The 16259-nt window shown below is 69.1% G+C and carries 12 protein-coding genes; 5 read left to right on the top strand and 7 right to left on the bottom strand.

From position 1 onward, the window contains the following. Positions 1-224: 224 nt before the first annotated feature. The gene (locus LE197_RS23845) at positions 225-908 is read left to right on the top strand and encodes a helix-turn-helix transcriptional regulator (RefSeq protein ID WP_003123516.1); all 684 of its coding nucleotides are present in this window, start codon (positions 225-227) and stop codon (positions 906-908) included. Positions 909-911: 3 nt separating this feature from the next. Here the strand turns inward: LE197_RS23845 and selB are convergent, their stop codons facing one another. The 7 genes from selB to lipC form a co-directional block, all read right to left on the bottom strand. Continuing rightward, positions 912-2837 (bottom strand): selenocysteine-specific translation elongation factor, encoded by a 1926-nt coding sequence (gene selB, locus LE197_RS23850; RefSeq protein ID WP_003102294.1) that lies wholly within the window; start codon positions 2835-2837, stop codon positions 912-914. Then, entirely contained in the window at positions 2834-4240 is a 1407-nt protein-coding gene (selA, locus tag LE197_RS23855; protein ID WP_003148232.1) for an L-seryl-tRNA(Sec) selenium transferase, read from the bottom strand. The genes selB and selA overlap by 4 nt, the downstream gene beginning before the upstream one ends. A gap of 78 nt (positions 4241-4318) precedes the next feature. Continuing rightward, the gene (fdhE, locus tag LE197_RS23860) at positions 4319-5248 is read right to left on the bottom strand and encodes a formate dehydrogenase accessory protein FdhE (protein ID WP_003116089.1); all 930 of its coding nucleotides are present in this window, start codon (positions 5246-5248) and stop codon (positions 4319-4321) included. 132 nt (positions 5249-5380) lie between these two features. Further along, positions 5381-6007 carry a formate dehydrogenase subunit gamma gene (locus LE197_RS23865; RefSeq protein ID WP_003095316.1) on the bottom strand — a complete coding sequence of 209 codons (627 nt, stop codon included), beginning with the start codon at positions 6005-6007 and terminating at the stop codon, positions 5381-5383. 71 nt (positions 6008-6078) lie between these two features. Next, on the bottom strand, positions 6079-7008 hold the full coding sequence (gene fdxH, locus LE197_RS23870; protein WP_003106793.1) for a formate dehydrogenase subunit beta: 930 nt from the start codon (positions 7006-7008) through the stop codon (positions 6079-6081). Between the two features lie 8 nt (positions 7009-7016). Continuing rightward, entirely contained in the window at positions 7017-10097 is a 3081-nt protein-coding gene (gene fdnG / locus LE197_RS23875) for a formate dehydrogenase-N subunit alpha (RefSeq protein WP_079280284.1), read from the bottom strand. 307 nt (positions 10098-10404) lie between these two features. Continuing rightward, entirely contained in the window at positions 10405-11334 is a 930-nt protein-coding gene (gene lipC, locus LE197_RS23880; protein ID WP_226033713.1) for a lipase LipC, read from the bottom strand. 359 nt (positions 11335-11693) lie between these two features. Between lipC and LE197_RS23885 the strand changes: the two genes are divergently transcribed. From LE197_RS23885 to LE197_RS23900, 4 genes are all read left to right on the top strand, one after another. Then, entirely contained in the window at positions 11694-13739 is a 2046-nt protein-coding gene (locus LE197_RS23885) for an NADPH-dependent 2,4-dienoyl-CoA reductase (RefSeq protein ID WP_023104770.1), read from the top strand. Positions 13740-13947: 208 nt separating this feature from the next. After that, entirely contained in the window at positions 13948-14397 is a 450-nt protein-coding gene (locus LE197_RS23890) for a DMT family transporter (RefSeq protein WP_003095321.1), read from the top strand. 156 nt (positions 14398-14553) lie between these two features. Continuing rightward, positions 14554-15789: a DUF1835 domain-containing protein gene (locus LE197_RS23895; RefSeq protein WP_023108804.1), complete on the top strand. Its 1236-nt coding sequence runs from the start codon at positions 14554-14556 to the stop codon at positions 15787-15789. Next, the gene (locus LE197_RS23900) at positions 15765-16259 is read left to right on the top strand and encodes a YkgJ family cysteine cluster protein (protein WP_016852173.1); all 495 of its coding nucleotides are present in this window, start codon (positions 15765-15767) and stop codon (positions 16257-16259) included. The genes LE197_RS23895 and LE197_RS23900 overlap by 25 nt, the downstream gene beginning before the upstream one ends.

A 16259-nucleotide genomic window follows, 5' to 3' on the forward strand; every position in this document is an offset into this window, starting at 1 on the left:
GCCATACCCCATTTTGGGGTAAGCGCTGGGTGCGGCCGACGCGGCTTGCTATCCTGCGGCGACAACGACAAGAACGAGCCGTACCGTCCATGCAGGCCATCGCCCCGAACGCGCTCGACCGCTGGCACGAACACCTGGCGCTGGCGATCCGGCGCCTGCGCCAACCCGACTTCCTCGCCGCGCTGGTCGACGCCATCCACCAGTTGGTGCCGATCGAGTCGAGCATGATCAGCCTGGAACGCAAGGGCCACGCGCCCACCCTGCTCTACGAGCGCGGCATCGCCGAGCGCTTCCGCGAGGCGATCATCCGCCGCTACTTCTCCCGCGGCTACCTGCTCGACCCTTTCTGCCTGGCGGTGGAGGAAGGCCTTCCGGAAGGCTTCTACACCCTCGGCGAGATCGCCCCCGACGACTTCTTCCAGAGCGCCTACTACCAGACCTACTACCTCGGCGCCGGAGCGGTGGAGGACGTCTACTACATCCTCGACCTCGGCCCTACCGAGAAGCTCTCGATCTGTCTCTACAACGGCCTTTCGGCGAGCCGCTACAGCGACGCCCAGGTCGCCGCCCTCGCCGGCCTGGCGCCGCCGGTGCTGGAGCTGGCCCGGCAGTTCTGCGCCGGGCGCGCCGACCTCTCGCCGAACCCGCAGGCCGACCTCGCCCCGCGCCTTCAGGAAGTGCTGCGCGGCTTCGGTCGCGACGTGCTCACCGACCGCGAACGCGAGGCCTGCCACCTGCTGCTCAGCGGCCACTCGGCGAAATCCAGCGCGCGGCTGATGGACATCTCCCCGGAGACCGTGCGCATGCACCGGAAGAATCTCTACACCAAGCTGGAAGTCGGCTCGCAGTCGGAACTGTTCGCGCTGTTCATCGAGTGCCTGAGCCAGGGGCAGCGCGTCGGCCCCTGAGACTCAGGGCGAGACGCCGCCGAGCAACTGTTCGGCCAGCGCCGAGCCCTCGCGCAGGCGACGGTCGTTGCCGATGCGGCGGGTCAGGCCGATGCGGTCGAAGTGCTCGAGGATCTGGATGCTGCGCTTGCGGCCGATGCCCAGGCGGTCGCGGAATTCCGCCGGGCGGATCAGCCCGGCGGGGTCGCGCACCTGCACGGCGATCTCGGCCAATTGACGCAGGGTGGCTTCCGGGTAGAACAGGTCGCGCACCACCTGCTGCAACTGGCCCAGGCGTGCCAGCTTGCGCAGCAGGTTGCGCATGACGGCTTCATCCTGGCGCAGCTCGCGGGCCAGGTCGCGGACCCAGGGCGGGTCGTAGCGGCCGGCTTCGAGCAGCGGCCAGAGGCGCGCGCGCAGTTGCTCCTCGCTATCGCTCAGGCGCACTTCGTGGCCGGGCAGGTGCAGCCAGGGCCCGCTGCTGTGCACATCGCCGCCGGCCAGGGCGGCGTCGAGCAGGGCGATGAACACCGGCCGCTCCAGCTGCGGCAGGGCGTAGCGACGCAGGCGGTCGCGGTCGGGACCGAGTTCGTCCGGTAGCTCTTCGTGGAAGCGCCGCAGGCCGGCGAGCAGTTGCTCGACCAGGGCGAACCAGCGCTCCCCGGCGAACAACCGGGGGCCGAGGCGGGTCTGCACCTCGACCACCTCTTCCGGCAGCCGCCAGTGCTCGCGCGGGCGGTTGAAGGATTGCACCAGGCGTTGCGGGTCGAGGCCGTTCTCGGCCGCGCCGAGCAAGGTCGGCAGCGCCTCCTCCAGGCTTTCCTGGCGCAGCGCCTGAAGCTGTGCCAGACGTGCCGGCGTTCGTCGGTTGCGCGCCGGCGCGGCGCCGTCGAGCACCCGCCCGCCGCCAAGGGTGCGCTGCGCCGACTGGTCGCGCAGCACCAGGCGGTCGCCATGCAGGGCCTGGATCGGCGCGTTCAGCACCAGTTGGGCGAAGGCGCGGTGGCCAGGCTCCAGTTGTTCGCCTTCGAGCAGGGCCAGGCGCCCGGTGACGTCCTGGGTGCCCAGGTGCAGGTGCACCGGGGTCCAGTGGGTGAAGTCGCGGAGTTCGTCGGGCAACAGGCGGAAGTCGATGTCGACCCGCGTGGTCGGCGCGTGCAGCGCGGCCTGCAGCAGCCAGTCGCCGCGCTGGATCTGTTCCAGCGCGAGGCGCTCGCCGGCGATGTTCAAGGCCACGCGCTGGCCGGCCCAGGCCTGTTGCGCGGGCCGGTTCTGCGCGTGCAGGCCGCGCACCCGCACCGGCCGTCCGGCGTTGCCGAGGAGCAGTTCGTCGCCCACCGCGACCTGTCCGGAGAAGGCCGTACCGGTGACCACGATGCCGCTGCCGGCGACGCTGAAGGCCCGGTCCACCGCCAGGCGGAAGTATCCCTCGCGGCTACGCTCGCGGACTTCGCCGGCGAGCCCGCCGAGTGCTTCGCGCAACGCCTCGACGCCCTCCCCGGTGCTGCTGGAGAGCGGGAAGATCGGCGAGCGCGCCAGCGGGCCGGAGGCCAGCAGGTGTTCGACCTGGGTCCGCACCTGCTGCACCCGCTGCGGCTCGACCCGGTCGATCTTGGTCAGCGCCACCAGCGCCCGGCGGATACCGAGCAGTTCGACGATCGCCAGGTGCTCGCGGGTCTGCGGCATCAAGCCGTCGTCGGCGGCCACCACCAGCAGCACGCAATCGATGCCGCTGGCGCCGGCCAGCATGTTGTGGACGAAGCGCTCGTGGCCGGGCACGTCGATGAAGCCGGTGGGGCTGCCGTCGCCAAGGTCGGCGTAGAGATAGCCCAGGTCGATGGTGATCCCGCGTTGGCGCTCGGCCGGGCGGCGGTCGCCCTCGATGCCGGTGAGGGCGCGCAGCAGCGAGGTCTTGCCGTGGTCGATGTGCCCGGCGGTGCCGACGATCACGACAGCTCGCTCCGCAGTCGCGGCAACTGGGCGAGGAACGCCGGCTCGTCGTCGAGCTGGCGCAGATCGAGCCAGAGGGCGTCGTCGTCGAGCCGACCGATCACCGGCAGCGGCAGCCCGCGCAGGGCTTCCTCGAGGTTGCGCAGGGCGCGTCCGCGCAGGCGCCTGGGCTGCCGCGGACGCAGGCACAGCGCGGCGCTGGCCAGCCGCGCCACCGGCTGCGCGCCGCTGCCGATCATGCCCAGGGCGTCGACCACAGCGACCTCCCAGCCCTCGCCGAGCGCCTCGCCCAGCGCCGGCGCCAGACGCTCGGCCTGGGCGCGGATCTCCGCCGCCGGGCGGCTGAGCAGGCGCAGGGTGGTCAGGCGTTCGGCGAGGCGGTCCGGATCGCGGTACAGGCCGAGCACCGCCTCGAGGGCGGCGAGGGTCAGCTTGTCGACGCGCAGGGCGCGCTTGAGCGGGTTCTTCTTGATCCGCCCGATCAGTTCGCGGTTGCCGAGGATCAGCCCGGCCTGGGGCCCGCCGAGCAATTTGTCGCCGCTGAAGGTAACGATGTCGGCGCCGTCGGCCAGGGCTTCCTGCACCGTCGGTTCCTTGGGCAAGCCCCAGCGGGTCAGGTCCACCAGGGTGCCGCTGCCGAGGTCTTCCAGCAGCGGCAGGCCGTGGCCATGGGCGATGGCCGCCAGTTGCGCGGTGGGCACGCTGGCGGTGAAGCCCTGGACGCTGTAGTTGCTGGTGTGCACGCGCATCAGCAGGCCGCTGCGCGGGCCGATGGCGGCTTCGTAGTCCTTGGCGTGGGTGCGGTTGGTGGTGCCCACCTCGTGCAAGCGCACGCCGGCGCGGGCCATGATGTCGGGAATGCGGAAGGCGCCGCCGATCTCGATCAGCTCGCCGCGCGAGATGATCCCTTCCTTGCGCGCCCCCAGGCTGTTCAGCGCCAGCAGCACCGCCGCCGCGTTGTTGTTGACCACGGTGACCGCCTCGGCGCCGGTGAGTTCGCGGATCAGCCCGGCGATCAGGTCGTCGCGGTCGCCGCGCTTGCCGCTGGCCAGGTCGAACTCCAGGTTCAGCGGGTAGCGCGCGGCCAGGGTGATCGCCTCGATGGCTTCGTCCGGCAGCAGGGCGCGGCCGAGGTTGGTATGCAACACCGTGCCGGTCAGGTTGAACACCCGCCGCACGCGGCTGGCATGCTGCGCGGCGAGGCGTTCGCCGGCGCGCCCGGCGAGCACCGCCTCGCTCAGTTCGATCTCGGCGAGGGCACCGTGTCGGGCCGGCTCGCGCAGTTCGTCGAGCAGGTCGCGGAGGGTCGCCAGCAACGCCTCGCGGCCATAGCGCTGGTGCAGGGGAGCGGCCGCCGCGCTGCGCAGCAGGCGGTCGACCGAAGGCAAGCGAACGGAACTCATGGAGAAACCTTATCCACAGGGTAGGGTCACCGACACGCCCATCATAGACGCGTCGGCGCATGCCCGCAGCGTCTTCGGCTATTCGCCGCCGGGGGCCAGCAACAGGTTCGGCGAACGCCGCAGGTAGCCGTCCTCGGCCAGGCGCATGTCCAGCGCCAGGCTGGCCAGGTCGTCGGCAAGGGCATCGGCGTGGCGGTCGAACTCAAGGTAGAACTGCTTCAGGTAGCCCTGGCAACTGGGGCAGGTCTCGGCGCGCAGCACGGCTTTTTCCGCCGGCTGCCCGTCATGCTCCAGGGACAGGTAGGCCAGGTGCTTGCTTTCCTCGCAGTGGCTGCACTTGATTCGCACGTAGTGCCATTCGCAGGCGCACAGCGAGCAGCTCAGGTAGCGCAGGCCGGTTTCCTTGCCGCCCTGGCGGATCATCCCGGCCATCGGCGGCGAGCCGCAGGCGGGGCACAAGGTCCGGCTCTCGGTCTCGACCACCGCGCCCTCCTCCAGTCCCAGCAGCCAATGGCTCCAGGCTACTTGCAGGGCGGCGCCGAGGAACGGCACCAGGGCCGCCGGCAGGAGGTCGAACTGACCGCTGAGCAGGGCGATGGCCCAGGCCTTGCGCTGGCCTTCGTCGGCTTCGCGCAATTGTTCGAGTGCCGCGCCGACGGCGGCGTTGGCCGGCGCCGGGTAGCCGGCGAGCAGGGCATCCAGCCAGGGCAGCCAGGCGCCTTCGCGCACCAGCAGGTCGTAGGCCAGCGGCGGCATGCCGTGCTCGCGGCTCTTGCGCAGGCGCTCGGGGTCAAGCGGGGCCAGCGCCGGCGGGTTGTCCAGCAGCGCCTGCTGGAGCCGGCAGAGACCGGCGACCAGCCGCAGGTAGTCGCCCATCGGGTGCCCCTCGGCCAGTTGCAGCAGGCGCTCGCCGCGGCGGGCGAACAGGTCGCGCGACGGCTGGTGCAGGTGCGGGGGAATGTTGGCGGCGGCTTCGATCTGCCCCGGCTGAAGAATGGTGCGTGACACGGGAACTCCTCGGGTCTGCGCCGGCGGGCCGGTGGGCCGCGCCGCAACGATCGGGCGCCCGGAGGGGCGCGGAATGAATGCAAAGGCCCCATCGCTGGGGCCTCCGGTCGGGCGATGGCGACACTATACGCGTCAGTGCTCCTCGCCCTTGCCGACTTCCTTCAGCCAGCCGTTATGGTGCTTGCGCGCCCAGGCGCGGCTGACCTTGCCGTAGAGCATCGCGCCCATCGAGCCCTTGACCCAGATGCCGGCGTAGATGTGCACGATGATGCTGGCGATCAGGACGAAGGCGGCGAAGGCGTGCAGGAGCGCCGACAGGCGGATCGCCTCGATGCCGAACCAGGCACTGAAGTACTGGCGCCAGATCACGATGCCGGTGACCAGCAGGGTCAGCATGCTCAGCAGCAGCACCCAGAACAACAGCTTCTGCCCGGCGTTGTAGCGGCCGACTTCCGGGAGGTTCTCCTCGCGGTTGCTGACCACGTCGCGCCACTGCTTGAGCCACTGGATATCGCTCTTCTGCACCCGGTTGTGGTGGGCGAAGCGCACCACCAGGCCGAGGAAGAAGACGAACATCGCCAGCCCCAGGAAGGGGTGCAGGATACGCGTCCAGGGACCGCCGCCGAACAGGTTGGTCAGCCAGAACAGCGCCGGGTGGAACAGCGCCAGCCCGGACAACCCGGCCATGAAGAACAGGATCGCCACGGCCCAGTGGTTGCTGCGCTCGTTGGCGTTGTAGCGCTGGATTTCATTTTTCATTTCCGACTCCTCGAGAGCGCCGCCGCTGCCGCCGGGTCGCGGAGGACCGGCGGCAACGCCCGCGCGCAGGCTCAACGACGCTCGTGCGGGTCAAAGGTGTGTACCGACGGATCGACCTGGTGCACCGGTGCCTCGGCTTGCCCGTGGTCTTCCTCGTCGTCCGCGCGGTTGGGACCGACGCGCACATAGTGGAAGAACCCGGCGAGCACCGTGGCGCCCATGGCCAGCAGCGCCAGCGGCTTGGTCACGCCCTTCCACAGGCTGACCAGCGGGCTGACGCTCGGCTGGTCGGCCAGGCCGGCATAGAGCGACGGCTTGTCGGCGTGGTGCAGCACGTACATCACGTGGGTGCCGCCCACCCCTTCGGGGTCGTACAGGCCGGCGTTCTCGTAACCGCGGCTCTTCAGGTCGACGATGCGTTCGGCGGCGTGTTCCTTCATGTCCTCCTTGCTGCCGAAGACGATGGCGCCGGTCGGGCAGGTCTTCACGCAGGCCGGCTCCATGCCCACCGAGACGCGGTCGGAACACAGGCTGCACTTGTAGGCCTTGTGGTCCTTCTGCGAGATCCGTGGGATGTCGAACGGGCAACCGGTGATGCAGTAGCCGCAACCGATGCACTTGTCCTGGTTGAAGTCGACGATGCCGTTGGCGTACTTCACGATCGCTCCCGGGCTCGGGCAGGCCTTCAGGCAGCCCGGCTCGGCGCAGTGCATGCAGCCATCCTTGCGGATCAGCCACTCGAGGTTGCCGGCCTCGTTCTCGTGCTCGGTGAAACGCATCACCGTCCACGAATCGGCCGTCAGGTCCATGGGGTTGTCGTAGGTGCCGTGGTTGTGGCCGACCTCGTCGCGCAGCTCGTTCCATTCCGAGCAGGCGACCTGGCAGGCCTTGCAACCGATGCACTTGGACACGTCGATCAGTTTCGCCACTTCCTCCTGGTTCCGCACCGAGGGCATCGGCGTGGTGGTCGCGGAGCGGGCGTGGATGTCCTGACTACTCATGTTTCACCTCACGCCTTTTCCACGTTGACCAGGAACGACTTGAACTCCGGCGTCTGGGTATTCCCGTCGCCCACGAAGGGGGTCAGGGTGTTGGCCAGGAAGCCGTTGCGCGCCATGCCGGCGAAGCCCCAGTGGATCGGGATGCCGACGTGGTGCACGGTCTTGCCGTCCACCTGCAGCGGGCGGATGCGCTTGGTCACCACCGCCACCGCCTTGATGTAGCCGCGGTTGGAGGAGACCCTGACCTTGTCGCCGGCATTGATGCCCAGCTCCTTGGCCAGCGCCTCGCCGATCTCGACGAACTGCTCGGGCTGGGTGATCGCATTCAGCCGGCAGTGCTTGGTCCAGTAGTGGAAGTGCTCGGTGAGCCGGTAGGTGGTCGCCGCGTAGGGGAACTCGTCGGCCGTGCCGAACAGTTCCATGTCGTTCTTGAACACCCGTGCCGCCGGGTTGCTGATCGCCTTGCGGTTGTCGCGGTGCAAGGGGTTCACCCCGATCGGCGTCTCGAACGGCTCGTAGTGCTCGGGGAACGGGCCTTCGGCCATCTTGTCGACGGCGAACAGGCGGGCCACCCCTTCGGGGTTCATGATGAACGGGTTCATCCCGGCTTCCGGCGGTACGTCGGCCTTGTAGTCGGGCACGTCGGTGCCGCCCCAGGACTTGCCGTTCCACCACACCAGGCGCTTCTTCTCCGGGTCCCACGGCTTGCCGCTGACGTCGGCCGAGGCGCGGTTGTAGAGAATCCGCCGGTTCGCCGGCCAGGCCCAGGCCCAGCCGAGGGTCTGGCCCATGCCGTAGGGGTCGCTGTTGTCGCGGCGCCCCATCTGGTTGCCCTGCTGGGTCCAGGAGCCGGCGAAGATCCAGCAGCCGCTCGCCGTGCTGCCGTCGTCGCGCAGCAGGGCAAAGCCCGGCAACTGCTCGCCGGCCTTGGCCAGGATCATGCCGTTGGCCGGGTCGACCAGGTCGCTCAGGGCCTTGCCGTTGAACTCCCGGGCCAGTTCGTCCGGGCCCGGTTCGTCGGGCTTGAGGTAGGACCAGTCGAGGCCGAGGATCGGGTCGGGGAAGGCCCCGCCGTCCTTGCGGTACATCTCGCGCAGGCGGTGGAACAGCCCGGCCATGATGGCGATGTCCGGACGCGCCTGGCCCGGCGGCTCGGCGCCCTTCCAGTGCCACTGCAACCAGCGGCCGCTGTTGACGATCGAGCCGTCTTCCTCGGCGAAGCAGGAGGTGGGCAGGCGGAACACCGTGGTCTTGATGCTGGCGGTGTCGACGTCGTTGTACTCGCCGACGTTGCGCCAGAACTCCGAGGTCTCGGTCACCAGCGGGTCCATCACCACCATCCACTTCAGGCGCGCCAGCGCGGCGCCGACTTTGGCCTTGTTGGGGAACGAGGCGATGGGGTTGAAGCCCTGGCAGAAGTAACCGTTGACCTTGCCCTGGTACATCATGTCGAAGTAGCGCAGCACGTCGTAGCCGGCGCCCGGCATGTCGAGCTTGGGCAGCCAGTCGTAGCACCAGTTGTTTTCCTTGGTCGCCGACTTGCCGAACCAGGCCTTCATCAGGCTGACGTGGAACTTGCCGTAGTTCTGCCAGTAGGACAGCTGTCCCGGGCGCAGCGGCTTGGCCGTGCGCTTGGCGATGTAGGCGTCGTAGTCCTGCTCGGCGTCCATCGCCAGGGTCAGGTAGCCCGGCAGCGAGTTGGACAGCAGGCCGAGGTCGGTCAGGCCCTGGATGTTGGAGTGGCCGCGCAGGGCGTTCATGCCGCCGCCGGGCATGCCGATGTTGCCCAGCAGCAGCTGGACCATCGCGCCGGTGCGGATCATCTGCGCGCCTACCGAGTGCTGGGTCCAGCCCAGGGCGTACATGATGGTCATGACCTTGCCCGGCTTGGAGGTCTCGGCGATTTCCGCCCAGACCTTGAGCATCATGTCCTTCGGCGTACCGCAGATGTTGCTCACCACGTCCGGGGTGTAGCGGCTGTAGTGCTGCTTGAGCAGGTTGAACACGCAGCGCGGGTGGGTCAGGGTCGGGTCGACCTTGGCATAGCCGTCCTCACCGATCTCGTAGCCCCAGGAGGACTTGTCCGGGTAGGTCCGCTTCTCGGCGTCGTAGCCGTTGAACAGGCCGTCCTCGAAGCTGAAGCCTTCCTTCACGATGAACGAGACATCGGTGTAGTTGCGCACGTATTCGTGCTGGATCTTGTCGTTTTCCAGCAGATAGTTGATCAGGCCGCCGAGGAAGGCGATGTCGGTGCCGGTCCGGATCGGCGCGTAGTAGTCGGCGACCGAGGCGGAACGGGTGAAACGCGGATCGACCACCAGCAGCCGCGCCTTGTTGTGCGCCTTGGCTTCGGTGACCCATTTGAATCCGCATGGGTGGGCTTCGGCGGCGTTGCCGCCCATGATCAGCACCAGATCGGCATTCTTGATGTCGGTCCAGTGGTTGGTCATGGCTCCACGGCCAAACGTCGGGGCAAGACTTGCCACCGTCGGGCCGTGTCAGACACGCGCTTGGTTGTCGAATCCCAGAATGCCGAGGGAACGCACCACCTTGTGGGTGATGTAGCCGGCTTCGTTGGACGAGGCGGACGCGGCGAGGAAGCCGGTGGTCAACCAGCGGTTGACGGTCTGGCCCTGCTCGTTCTTCTCGACGAAGTTGGCGTCGCGGTCTTCCTTCATCAGCTTGGCGATGCGCTCGAGGGCTTCGTCCCACTCGATGCGCTTCCACTCGCTGGAGCCGGCCTCGCGCACTTCCGGATACTTCAGGCGGTTCGGGCTGTGGATGTAGTCCAGCAGGCCGGCGCCTTTCGGGCAGAGGGTGCCGCGGTTGACCGGATGGTCGGCGTCGCCCTCGATATGGATGATGTTCTGCGCGACGTTCTTGGCGCCGTCGCCCTGGCTGTACATGATCAGGCCGCAACCGACCGAACAGTAGGTACAGGTGTTGCGGGTCTCGACCGTGTGCGCCAGCTTGAAGTGGCGGACCTGGTCGGCGAAGGCCTCCGTGGGGGCCATCCCGAGCGCCGCAAGGCTCGATCCTCCAAGGCCTATACCGCAGACCTTGAAGAATTGCCGACGGTTCATATCCATCGTGCATCTCCTGCATCAGGCAAAGGACACCCGGGACATGGCCGGATGTCTCTGGTTAAAAGATAGCCAGCCTGGCGAGGTACGCCAGCCGGGCATGGCTACGGGGCAGCGAACCCTACACGAACGCTGGGTTTTTCTGCCTTGACCGGAGTCATTACACGGCGGCGCAAACCTTGTCCAGCAAGGTGCGCGGAATCGGGACAGGTCCGAACGCCGCGAGGCGCGCGAACAGGAGGTGATATCCAGGTGCCATTAGACCAAAGACTAATGCCGGGTCGCCTAGGGCTGCGGCGACCCGGCGAGCGGATCAGAGTCCGACATTCCTGAGGCGATTGGCATGCTGCCGATAGACCTGGGTCGGGTCGCTCTCGAACAGGCTGACCAGGCCGAGCAACTGGTTGACTTCGTCCAGATGGTCCATCCGGTAGTTGTCCTTCACCACGCTGCCCAGGTGGCTGGAGCATTGGCCGACCAGACCGTCGTTGGCCTCGCCGAACAGCAGCCCGGTCACCGCCAGGCCGGCGGAGCTCGGGTCGAGCGCATTGGTCAGGGAGCCGGTGCCGCTCATCGAGTAGTAGCGCACCCCGGCTACCGTCTCCGCGCCCTGGCCACAGGCGCTGGCCGGGATCGCCTGCGGGAAGCGCTGGTTGAACCGCGCGGTGCCGGGAGTGTTGAGACTGTTCAGGGCAGCCAGCGCGTCGCCCTTGACCCACTCGCCGCCGTCGACGATGTCGACCACCGAGAACAGCGCCTCCACCGCCGAGGCGATCACCTCGGTGCCGATCGGCCCGAGGAACTCGCTGAAGCCGGTCACCGCGTCGGCTACCGGCGTGCCCTTGTGCGGCGTGCCCATGGTGGTGACCGAGGCCACCAGTTGCGGCGCCACCCCGGCGACGTAGCGCACGGTCATGCCGCCCTGGCTGTGGCCGATCAGGTTGACTTTCTCCGCGCCGGTCAGGGCCAGGACTTCCTCCACCTGCGCCAGTAGCTGTTCGCCGCGCACCTCGTTGCTGTTCACCGGCGACTGCGAGGTGGCGAAGACCTTCGCGCCGTCCTTCTCCAGGGCCGGCACGATAGCGTGCCAGTAGTTCACCGGGCCGACGCTCTTGAAGCCGAACAGACCGTGGGACAGCACGATGGGATAGCGCGTGCGGGTGTAGTCGGTCGCAGCGTGCACGGGAAGGCTGGCGGCCAGCGCTACCAGCGCCGCCGCGAGGAACGTCTTGTTCTTGTTCATCGTCGAGACTCCGTTCGGATTGGACAGGCAGTTGGCAAGGCACGTGCTGAGCGGGCCGGAACCCCAGCCTGACAGCGCCGCCAAAGGCGTCGAGCCGTGCTTAAGTTGGGCTCCCGGCGCACGCCATTACCCCGGGTAACAGCGCCGCCGTTCCCATTCCGCCCGCCGCGCCGCAAGTGCTGTCGGAGAGCTTTCGACGCCTGTCACCCGGGGCCACAGCGGTGCAGCGCAGCGAGCACCTATCCGATCAGCCAGTCCGCCGGCTTGACCGAAATGCCTGGCGGTTCCGGCAAGCGGGCCGCATTCGGCGGCGGCGCAACTTCCTATGGTGAAGCGTCCCTGGCTACCGGAACCGCGCCATGCGCAACCCCTACCCGCCGCTCGCCGCCGCTCCCTATCCGCACCTGCTGGCCCCGCTGGACCTGGGCTTCACCCGTCTGCGCAACCGCGTGGTGATGGGTTCGATGCACACCGGGCTGGAGGATCGCCTGTGGGACTTCGGCAAGCTCGCTGCCTACTACCGCGAGCGCGCCCGGGGCGGCGTCGGGCTGATCGTCACCGGCGGCTTCGCGCCCTGCCGCGAAGGTTGGCTGCTGCCCTTCGGCAGCAGCCTCACCAGCGCCCTGGAGGTGCCCGCCCATCGTCGCCTGACCCAGGCGGTGCATGCCGAGGGCGGCAAGATCCTGCTGCAGATCCTCCACGCCGGGCGCTATGGCTACCACCCGATGGCGGTGTCCGCCTCGCCGTTGAAGTCGCCGATCAGTTGGTTCACCCCGCGCGAACTCTCCGAGCGCGGCATCCGCAAGACCATCCGCGCCTTCGTCCGTTGCGCGCGGCTGGCCAAGGCCGCCGCCTACGACGGCGTGGAGGTGATGGGCAGCGAAGGCTACCTGCTCAACCAGTTCCTCTGCCCGCGCACCAATCGCCGCGACGACCAGTGGGGCGGCCCGCTGGAAAACCGCATGCGCCTGGCGCTGGAGATCGTCCGCGGCATCCGGCGGATCGTCGGCCAACGCTTCATCCTCTGCTATCGCCTGTCGCTGCTCGACCTGGTCGAGGGCGGCAATACCTGGGACGAGGTGCGGCGCATCGCCCTGGCCCTGGAGGAAGCCGGAATCACCCTGCTCAACACCGGCATCGGCTGGCACGAGTCGCGCGTGCCGACCATCGTCACCTCGGTGCCGCGCGCGGCCTTCGCCGAGGTCAGCGCACGGCTGCGCCACGAGCTGAAGGTGCCGGTGATCGCCAGTAACCGGATCAACACCCCCGAGGTCGCCGAATCCCTGCTCGCCACCGACAAGGCCGACCTGGTGTCGATGGCCCGGCCGCTGCTGGCCGACCCGCAGTTCGTGGCCAAGGCCGGTGCCGGCCGGGCCGAGGAGATCAACACCTGCATCGCCTGCAACCAGGCCTGCCTCGATCATGCCTTCGCCAACCGCCGCGCCACCTGCCTGGTCAACCCGCGGGCGGCCTTCGAGACCGAATTGCGCTACCGCAAGGCGCGCACGCAGAAGCGCATCGCGGTGATCGGCGCCGGCCCCGCCGGGCTCTCCGCCGCCTGCGTGGCCGCCGAGCGCGGGCATCGGGTCAGCCTGTTCGAGGCGAGCGGGGAAATCGGCGGGCAGTTCAACCTGGCCAAGCGGATTCCCGGCAAGGAGGAGTTCCGCGAAACCCTGCGCTACTTCCGCGTGCGTCTGGAACGCCTCGGCGTCGACCTGCGCCTCGGCCACCGGGTGCGCCAGGGCGAGCTGGACGGTCAGTTCGACGACGTGGTGGTGGCCACCGGCATCCAGCCACGCCGGCCAAGGATCGACGGCATCGGCGGACCGACCGTACTCAGCTACGTGGACGTGCTGCGCGGCGCGCCGGTGGGCGCGCGGGTCGCCATCGTCGGCGCCGGCGGCATCGGCTTCGACGTCGCCGCCTTCCTCGTCGCCGCACCCAGCGACGGCCAGCCGCGGGCGCTCGGCGAATGGCTCGCGGAATGGGGCGTGGACCTCGACAACAGCCAGCCCGGCGGCCTCCGCGAACCCGCTCCGACGCAGCCGGCGCGCCAGGTCTGGCTGCTCCAGCGCAAGCCCGGCGCCCCTGGCGCGCAGCTCGGCAAGACCAGCGGCTGGGTGCACCGCGCGCACCTCAGGCACAACGCCGTGCGCATGCTCGGCGGGGTGGAGTACCTGAAGATCGACGAACGCGGCTTGTTGATCCGCGTCGACGGCGAGGAACGCTGGCTGGAGGTGGACAACGTGGTGATCTGCGCCGGCCAGGAGCCGCTGCGCGAGTTGCAGATCAGCCAGGCGGCGGAAAGCCTGCGCTTCCACCTGATCGGCGGGGCGCGGGTGGCGGGGGAACTGGATGCCAAGCGGGCGATTCGCGAGGGGGCCATGCTGGCGGCGCGCTTGTAGGGGGATAACGCCGCTGGCGGTATGGCTGCCGTAGAGCGAACAACCGCTCGCGGTTACCCGCCGGGCGGAATCCGAGGGCGTGCGATGGGGTCTCGCGTTTTCCTCCTCCGCCCCCGCCTGGTGCATACTGTGCGACTCCCCGTACCACTCCGGCCCGTCCCTCGCCATGCGCGGGGCGCGCTCGCCGTCATCGTTCCAGGAGTCTTGCATGCCCACTCCACCCTGGTGGCTGTTCGTCCTGCCCCTGCTCGCCGGCGCCTGCCTGCCGCTGCAGGCGGGGATCAACGGCCAGTTGGCCAAGCAGGTGTCCAGCGTCCTCGCCGCGGCACTGATCTCGTTCTTCGTCGGCACCCTCGGGTTGCTCGCCCTGACCCTCTCGCAGCGCGAGTTTCCCGGCCTGGCGGCATTGCGCGGGCTGAGCTGGTGGCACTGGTGCGGCGGTTTCCTCGGCATGTTCTTCATCTTCATCGCCGCCTTCGCCGCACCGCGCATCGGCGCGCTGATGTTCATGGTGCTGGTGCTCGCCGGCCAGCTGGGCATGGCCATGAGCCTCGACCACTTCGGTTGGGCCGGCTTCCGCGAGGCACCGATCAGCGCGCTGAAGCTGGGCGGGTTGGCACTGATCGGCGCCGGCATCTGGATGATCCGCAAGGGCTGAGTGCGTCTTGCCGCGGACGCGTCGGCCGGCCTATAGTCGGCCTCGGCGTTCTCCACGCCTCCCGTCCGCGGAAAGGGCAGCGCCCAGGCGATCCACCCCAAGCATCGCGCATGCGACTCCAGGCCTGATGGCGGACAAGGCTGCAGAGGAGATCGTATGTCCTTTTCCCGCACTCTCGGCGACGGCCGGATCAATCTCGAACAGCAACGCAAGCGCGCCAAGGAGCTGTTGCGCCAGTGGCGCCGCGACCCGGCCAGCCGTACAGGGCTTCCGGGGCAGGAGCCGCGCCTGGCCGACGCCCAGTGGCAGGTGGCGCGCGAGCTGGGCTTCGCCAGTTGGCCGCGACTCAAGGCGCATGTCGACGCCATCGCCTTCGCCAGCCGCCACCCCGACCTGGTCGGCGGCGACGAGGCCGCGACCCTGCACCTGCGCTGCGGCAACGACATCGCCCACGGCCTGAAGCTCGCCGGCTTTCGCGGCGACTTCCGGATGTTCGCCGACCCGCTGACCATGGGACCGGTGCCGAACCTGCCGTTGCCCGAGTTCCTCGCCCTGCGCAGCGACTACCTGAGCCGCGCCTTCGAGCTCGACCCGGCCGACGCCCAGGCCCGCCAGCGCCAGGAATACGCCGGGCTCGAGCGGCTCGGCGAATACTCGCGGGTGGCGCTCTGGTGCGAGGCGGATGCCTACGACCAGTTGTTCCTGGTCCGGGTGCTGGCAGGAATGCAGACGCCGCCGGAGCATCTGGAACTGATCGAGATCGACCGCGTGCCAGGCGTCGAGCGCTTCGTCGGCATCGGCCAACTGGCGCCTGAGCTGCTCGCCTGGCTATGGACTCGGCGCCGCCCGCTGGACACCGAAGCCCTGGCGCTGGCCCGCGCGGCCTGGGACGCCTACCGCGATCCGGTGCCACTGCGCTGGGCGCAACTGGCCGCCGCGCCAACCCCGGCGCTACCGTTGCTGGGGCCGGCGCTGCGTCGGCAACTGCATGAACTGCCGGCCCTGCGCGACGGCCTGTCGCTGAGCGAACGGCTGACACTGGAGATCGTCCGCGACGGCGAGCGGCCGAGCGCCGGCCAGGCCTTCGCCGAGCTGACCGCACGGCGCGAGCCGCTGCCCTATCTCGGCGACCTGATGTTCCGCGTCCTGCTCCGCGCGCTGCTGGAAGAGCCCGGTGCGCTGCTGCGCACGCCGGCGCCGGAACTGCCCTGGGAACGCCAGCCGCTGGCGCTGACCGCTGCGGGCCGCGAGGTCCTGGCCGGGCGGCGCTACCGCCTCGACCTCAGCGCCCCCGAACGCTGGGTCGGCGGCGTACGCCTGCGCGCCGGCACCGCGCACTGGGCGCTGGACGAGCAGGACCGGCCGGTATGGCGGGAGGACCCACGGCACTGACGCTCATCGCCCGGACGAGCGCAACGGGCGCACAGCCACTATCATTGCGCGCCCGTTTTCCCCGCACCCGCCCGCCGATGAAGAAAATCCCGCTCGCCGCCGCCGACCCCGACCGCCTGGATACCTGGGTGAAATACCGCGAAGGCCTGTGCGGCGAGTGCAACGCGACCTGCTGCACGCTGCCGGTGGAAGTGCGCATCGACGACCTGATCCGCATGCGACTGGTCGACGAGTTCGAGCGCGAGGAACCGGCCAAGCGAATCGCCAAGCGACTGGAAAAGGATGGCGTGATCGAGCACTTCAACCACAAGCGCGAGATCTTCACCCTCACCCGCATGGCCAACGGCGACTGCCTGTACCTCGACCGCAAGACCCGCCTGTGCACCATCTATGCCCGCCGCCCGGACACCTGCCGCAACCACCCGCGCATCGGCCCGCGTCCCGGCTACTGCGCCTACCGGCCGAGGTAG

Source organism: Pseudomonas sp. PS1(2021), from assembly GCF_020405165.1.
Lineage (GTDB): Bacteria > Pseudomonadota > Gammaproteobacteria > Pseudomonadales > Pseudomonadaceae > Pseudomonas > Pseudomonas aeruginosa.

Coding starts and splice junctions, on each gene's coding strand:
- selA (WP_003148232.1), bottom strand. CDS start 4,240: ATGAGTTCCGTTCGCTTGCCTTCGGTCGACCGCCTGCTGCGCAGCGCG.
- LE197_RS23865 (WP_003095316.1), bottom strand. CDS start 6,007: ATGAAAAATGAAATCCAGCGCTACAACGCCAACGAGCGCAGCAACCAC.
- LE197_RS23845 (WP_003123516.1), top strand. CDS start 225: ATGATCAGCCTGGAACGCAAGGGCCACGCGCCCACCCTGCTCTACGAG.
- LE197_RS23885 (WP_023104770.1), top strand. CDS start 11,694: ATGCGCAACCCCTACCCGCCGCTCGCCGCCGCTCCCTATCCGCACCTG.
- LE197_RS23890 (WP_003095321.1), top strand. CDS start 13,948: ATGCCCACTCCACCCTGGTGGCTGTTCGTCCTGCCCCTGCTCGCCGGC.
- LE197_RS23895 (WP_023108804.1), top strand. CDS start 14,554: ATGTCCTTTTCCCGCACTCTCGGCGACGGCCGGATCAATCTCGAACAG.
- fdxH (WP_003106793.1), bottom strand. CDS start 7,008: ATGAGTAGTCAGGACATCCACGCCCGCTCCGCGACCACCACGCCGATG.
- LE197_RS23900 (WP_016852173.1), top strand. CDS start 15,765: ATGGCGGGAGGACCCACGGCACTGACGCTCATCGCCCGGACGAGCGCA.
- lipC (WP_226033713.1), bottom strand. CDS start 11,334: ATGAACAAGAACAAGACGTTCCTCGCGGCGGCGCTGGTAGCGCTGGCC.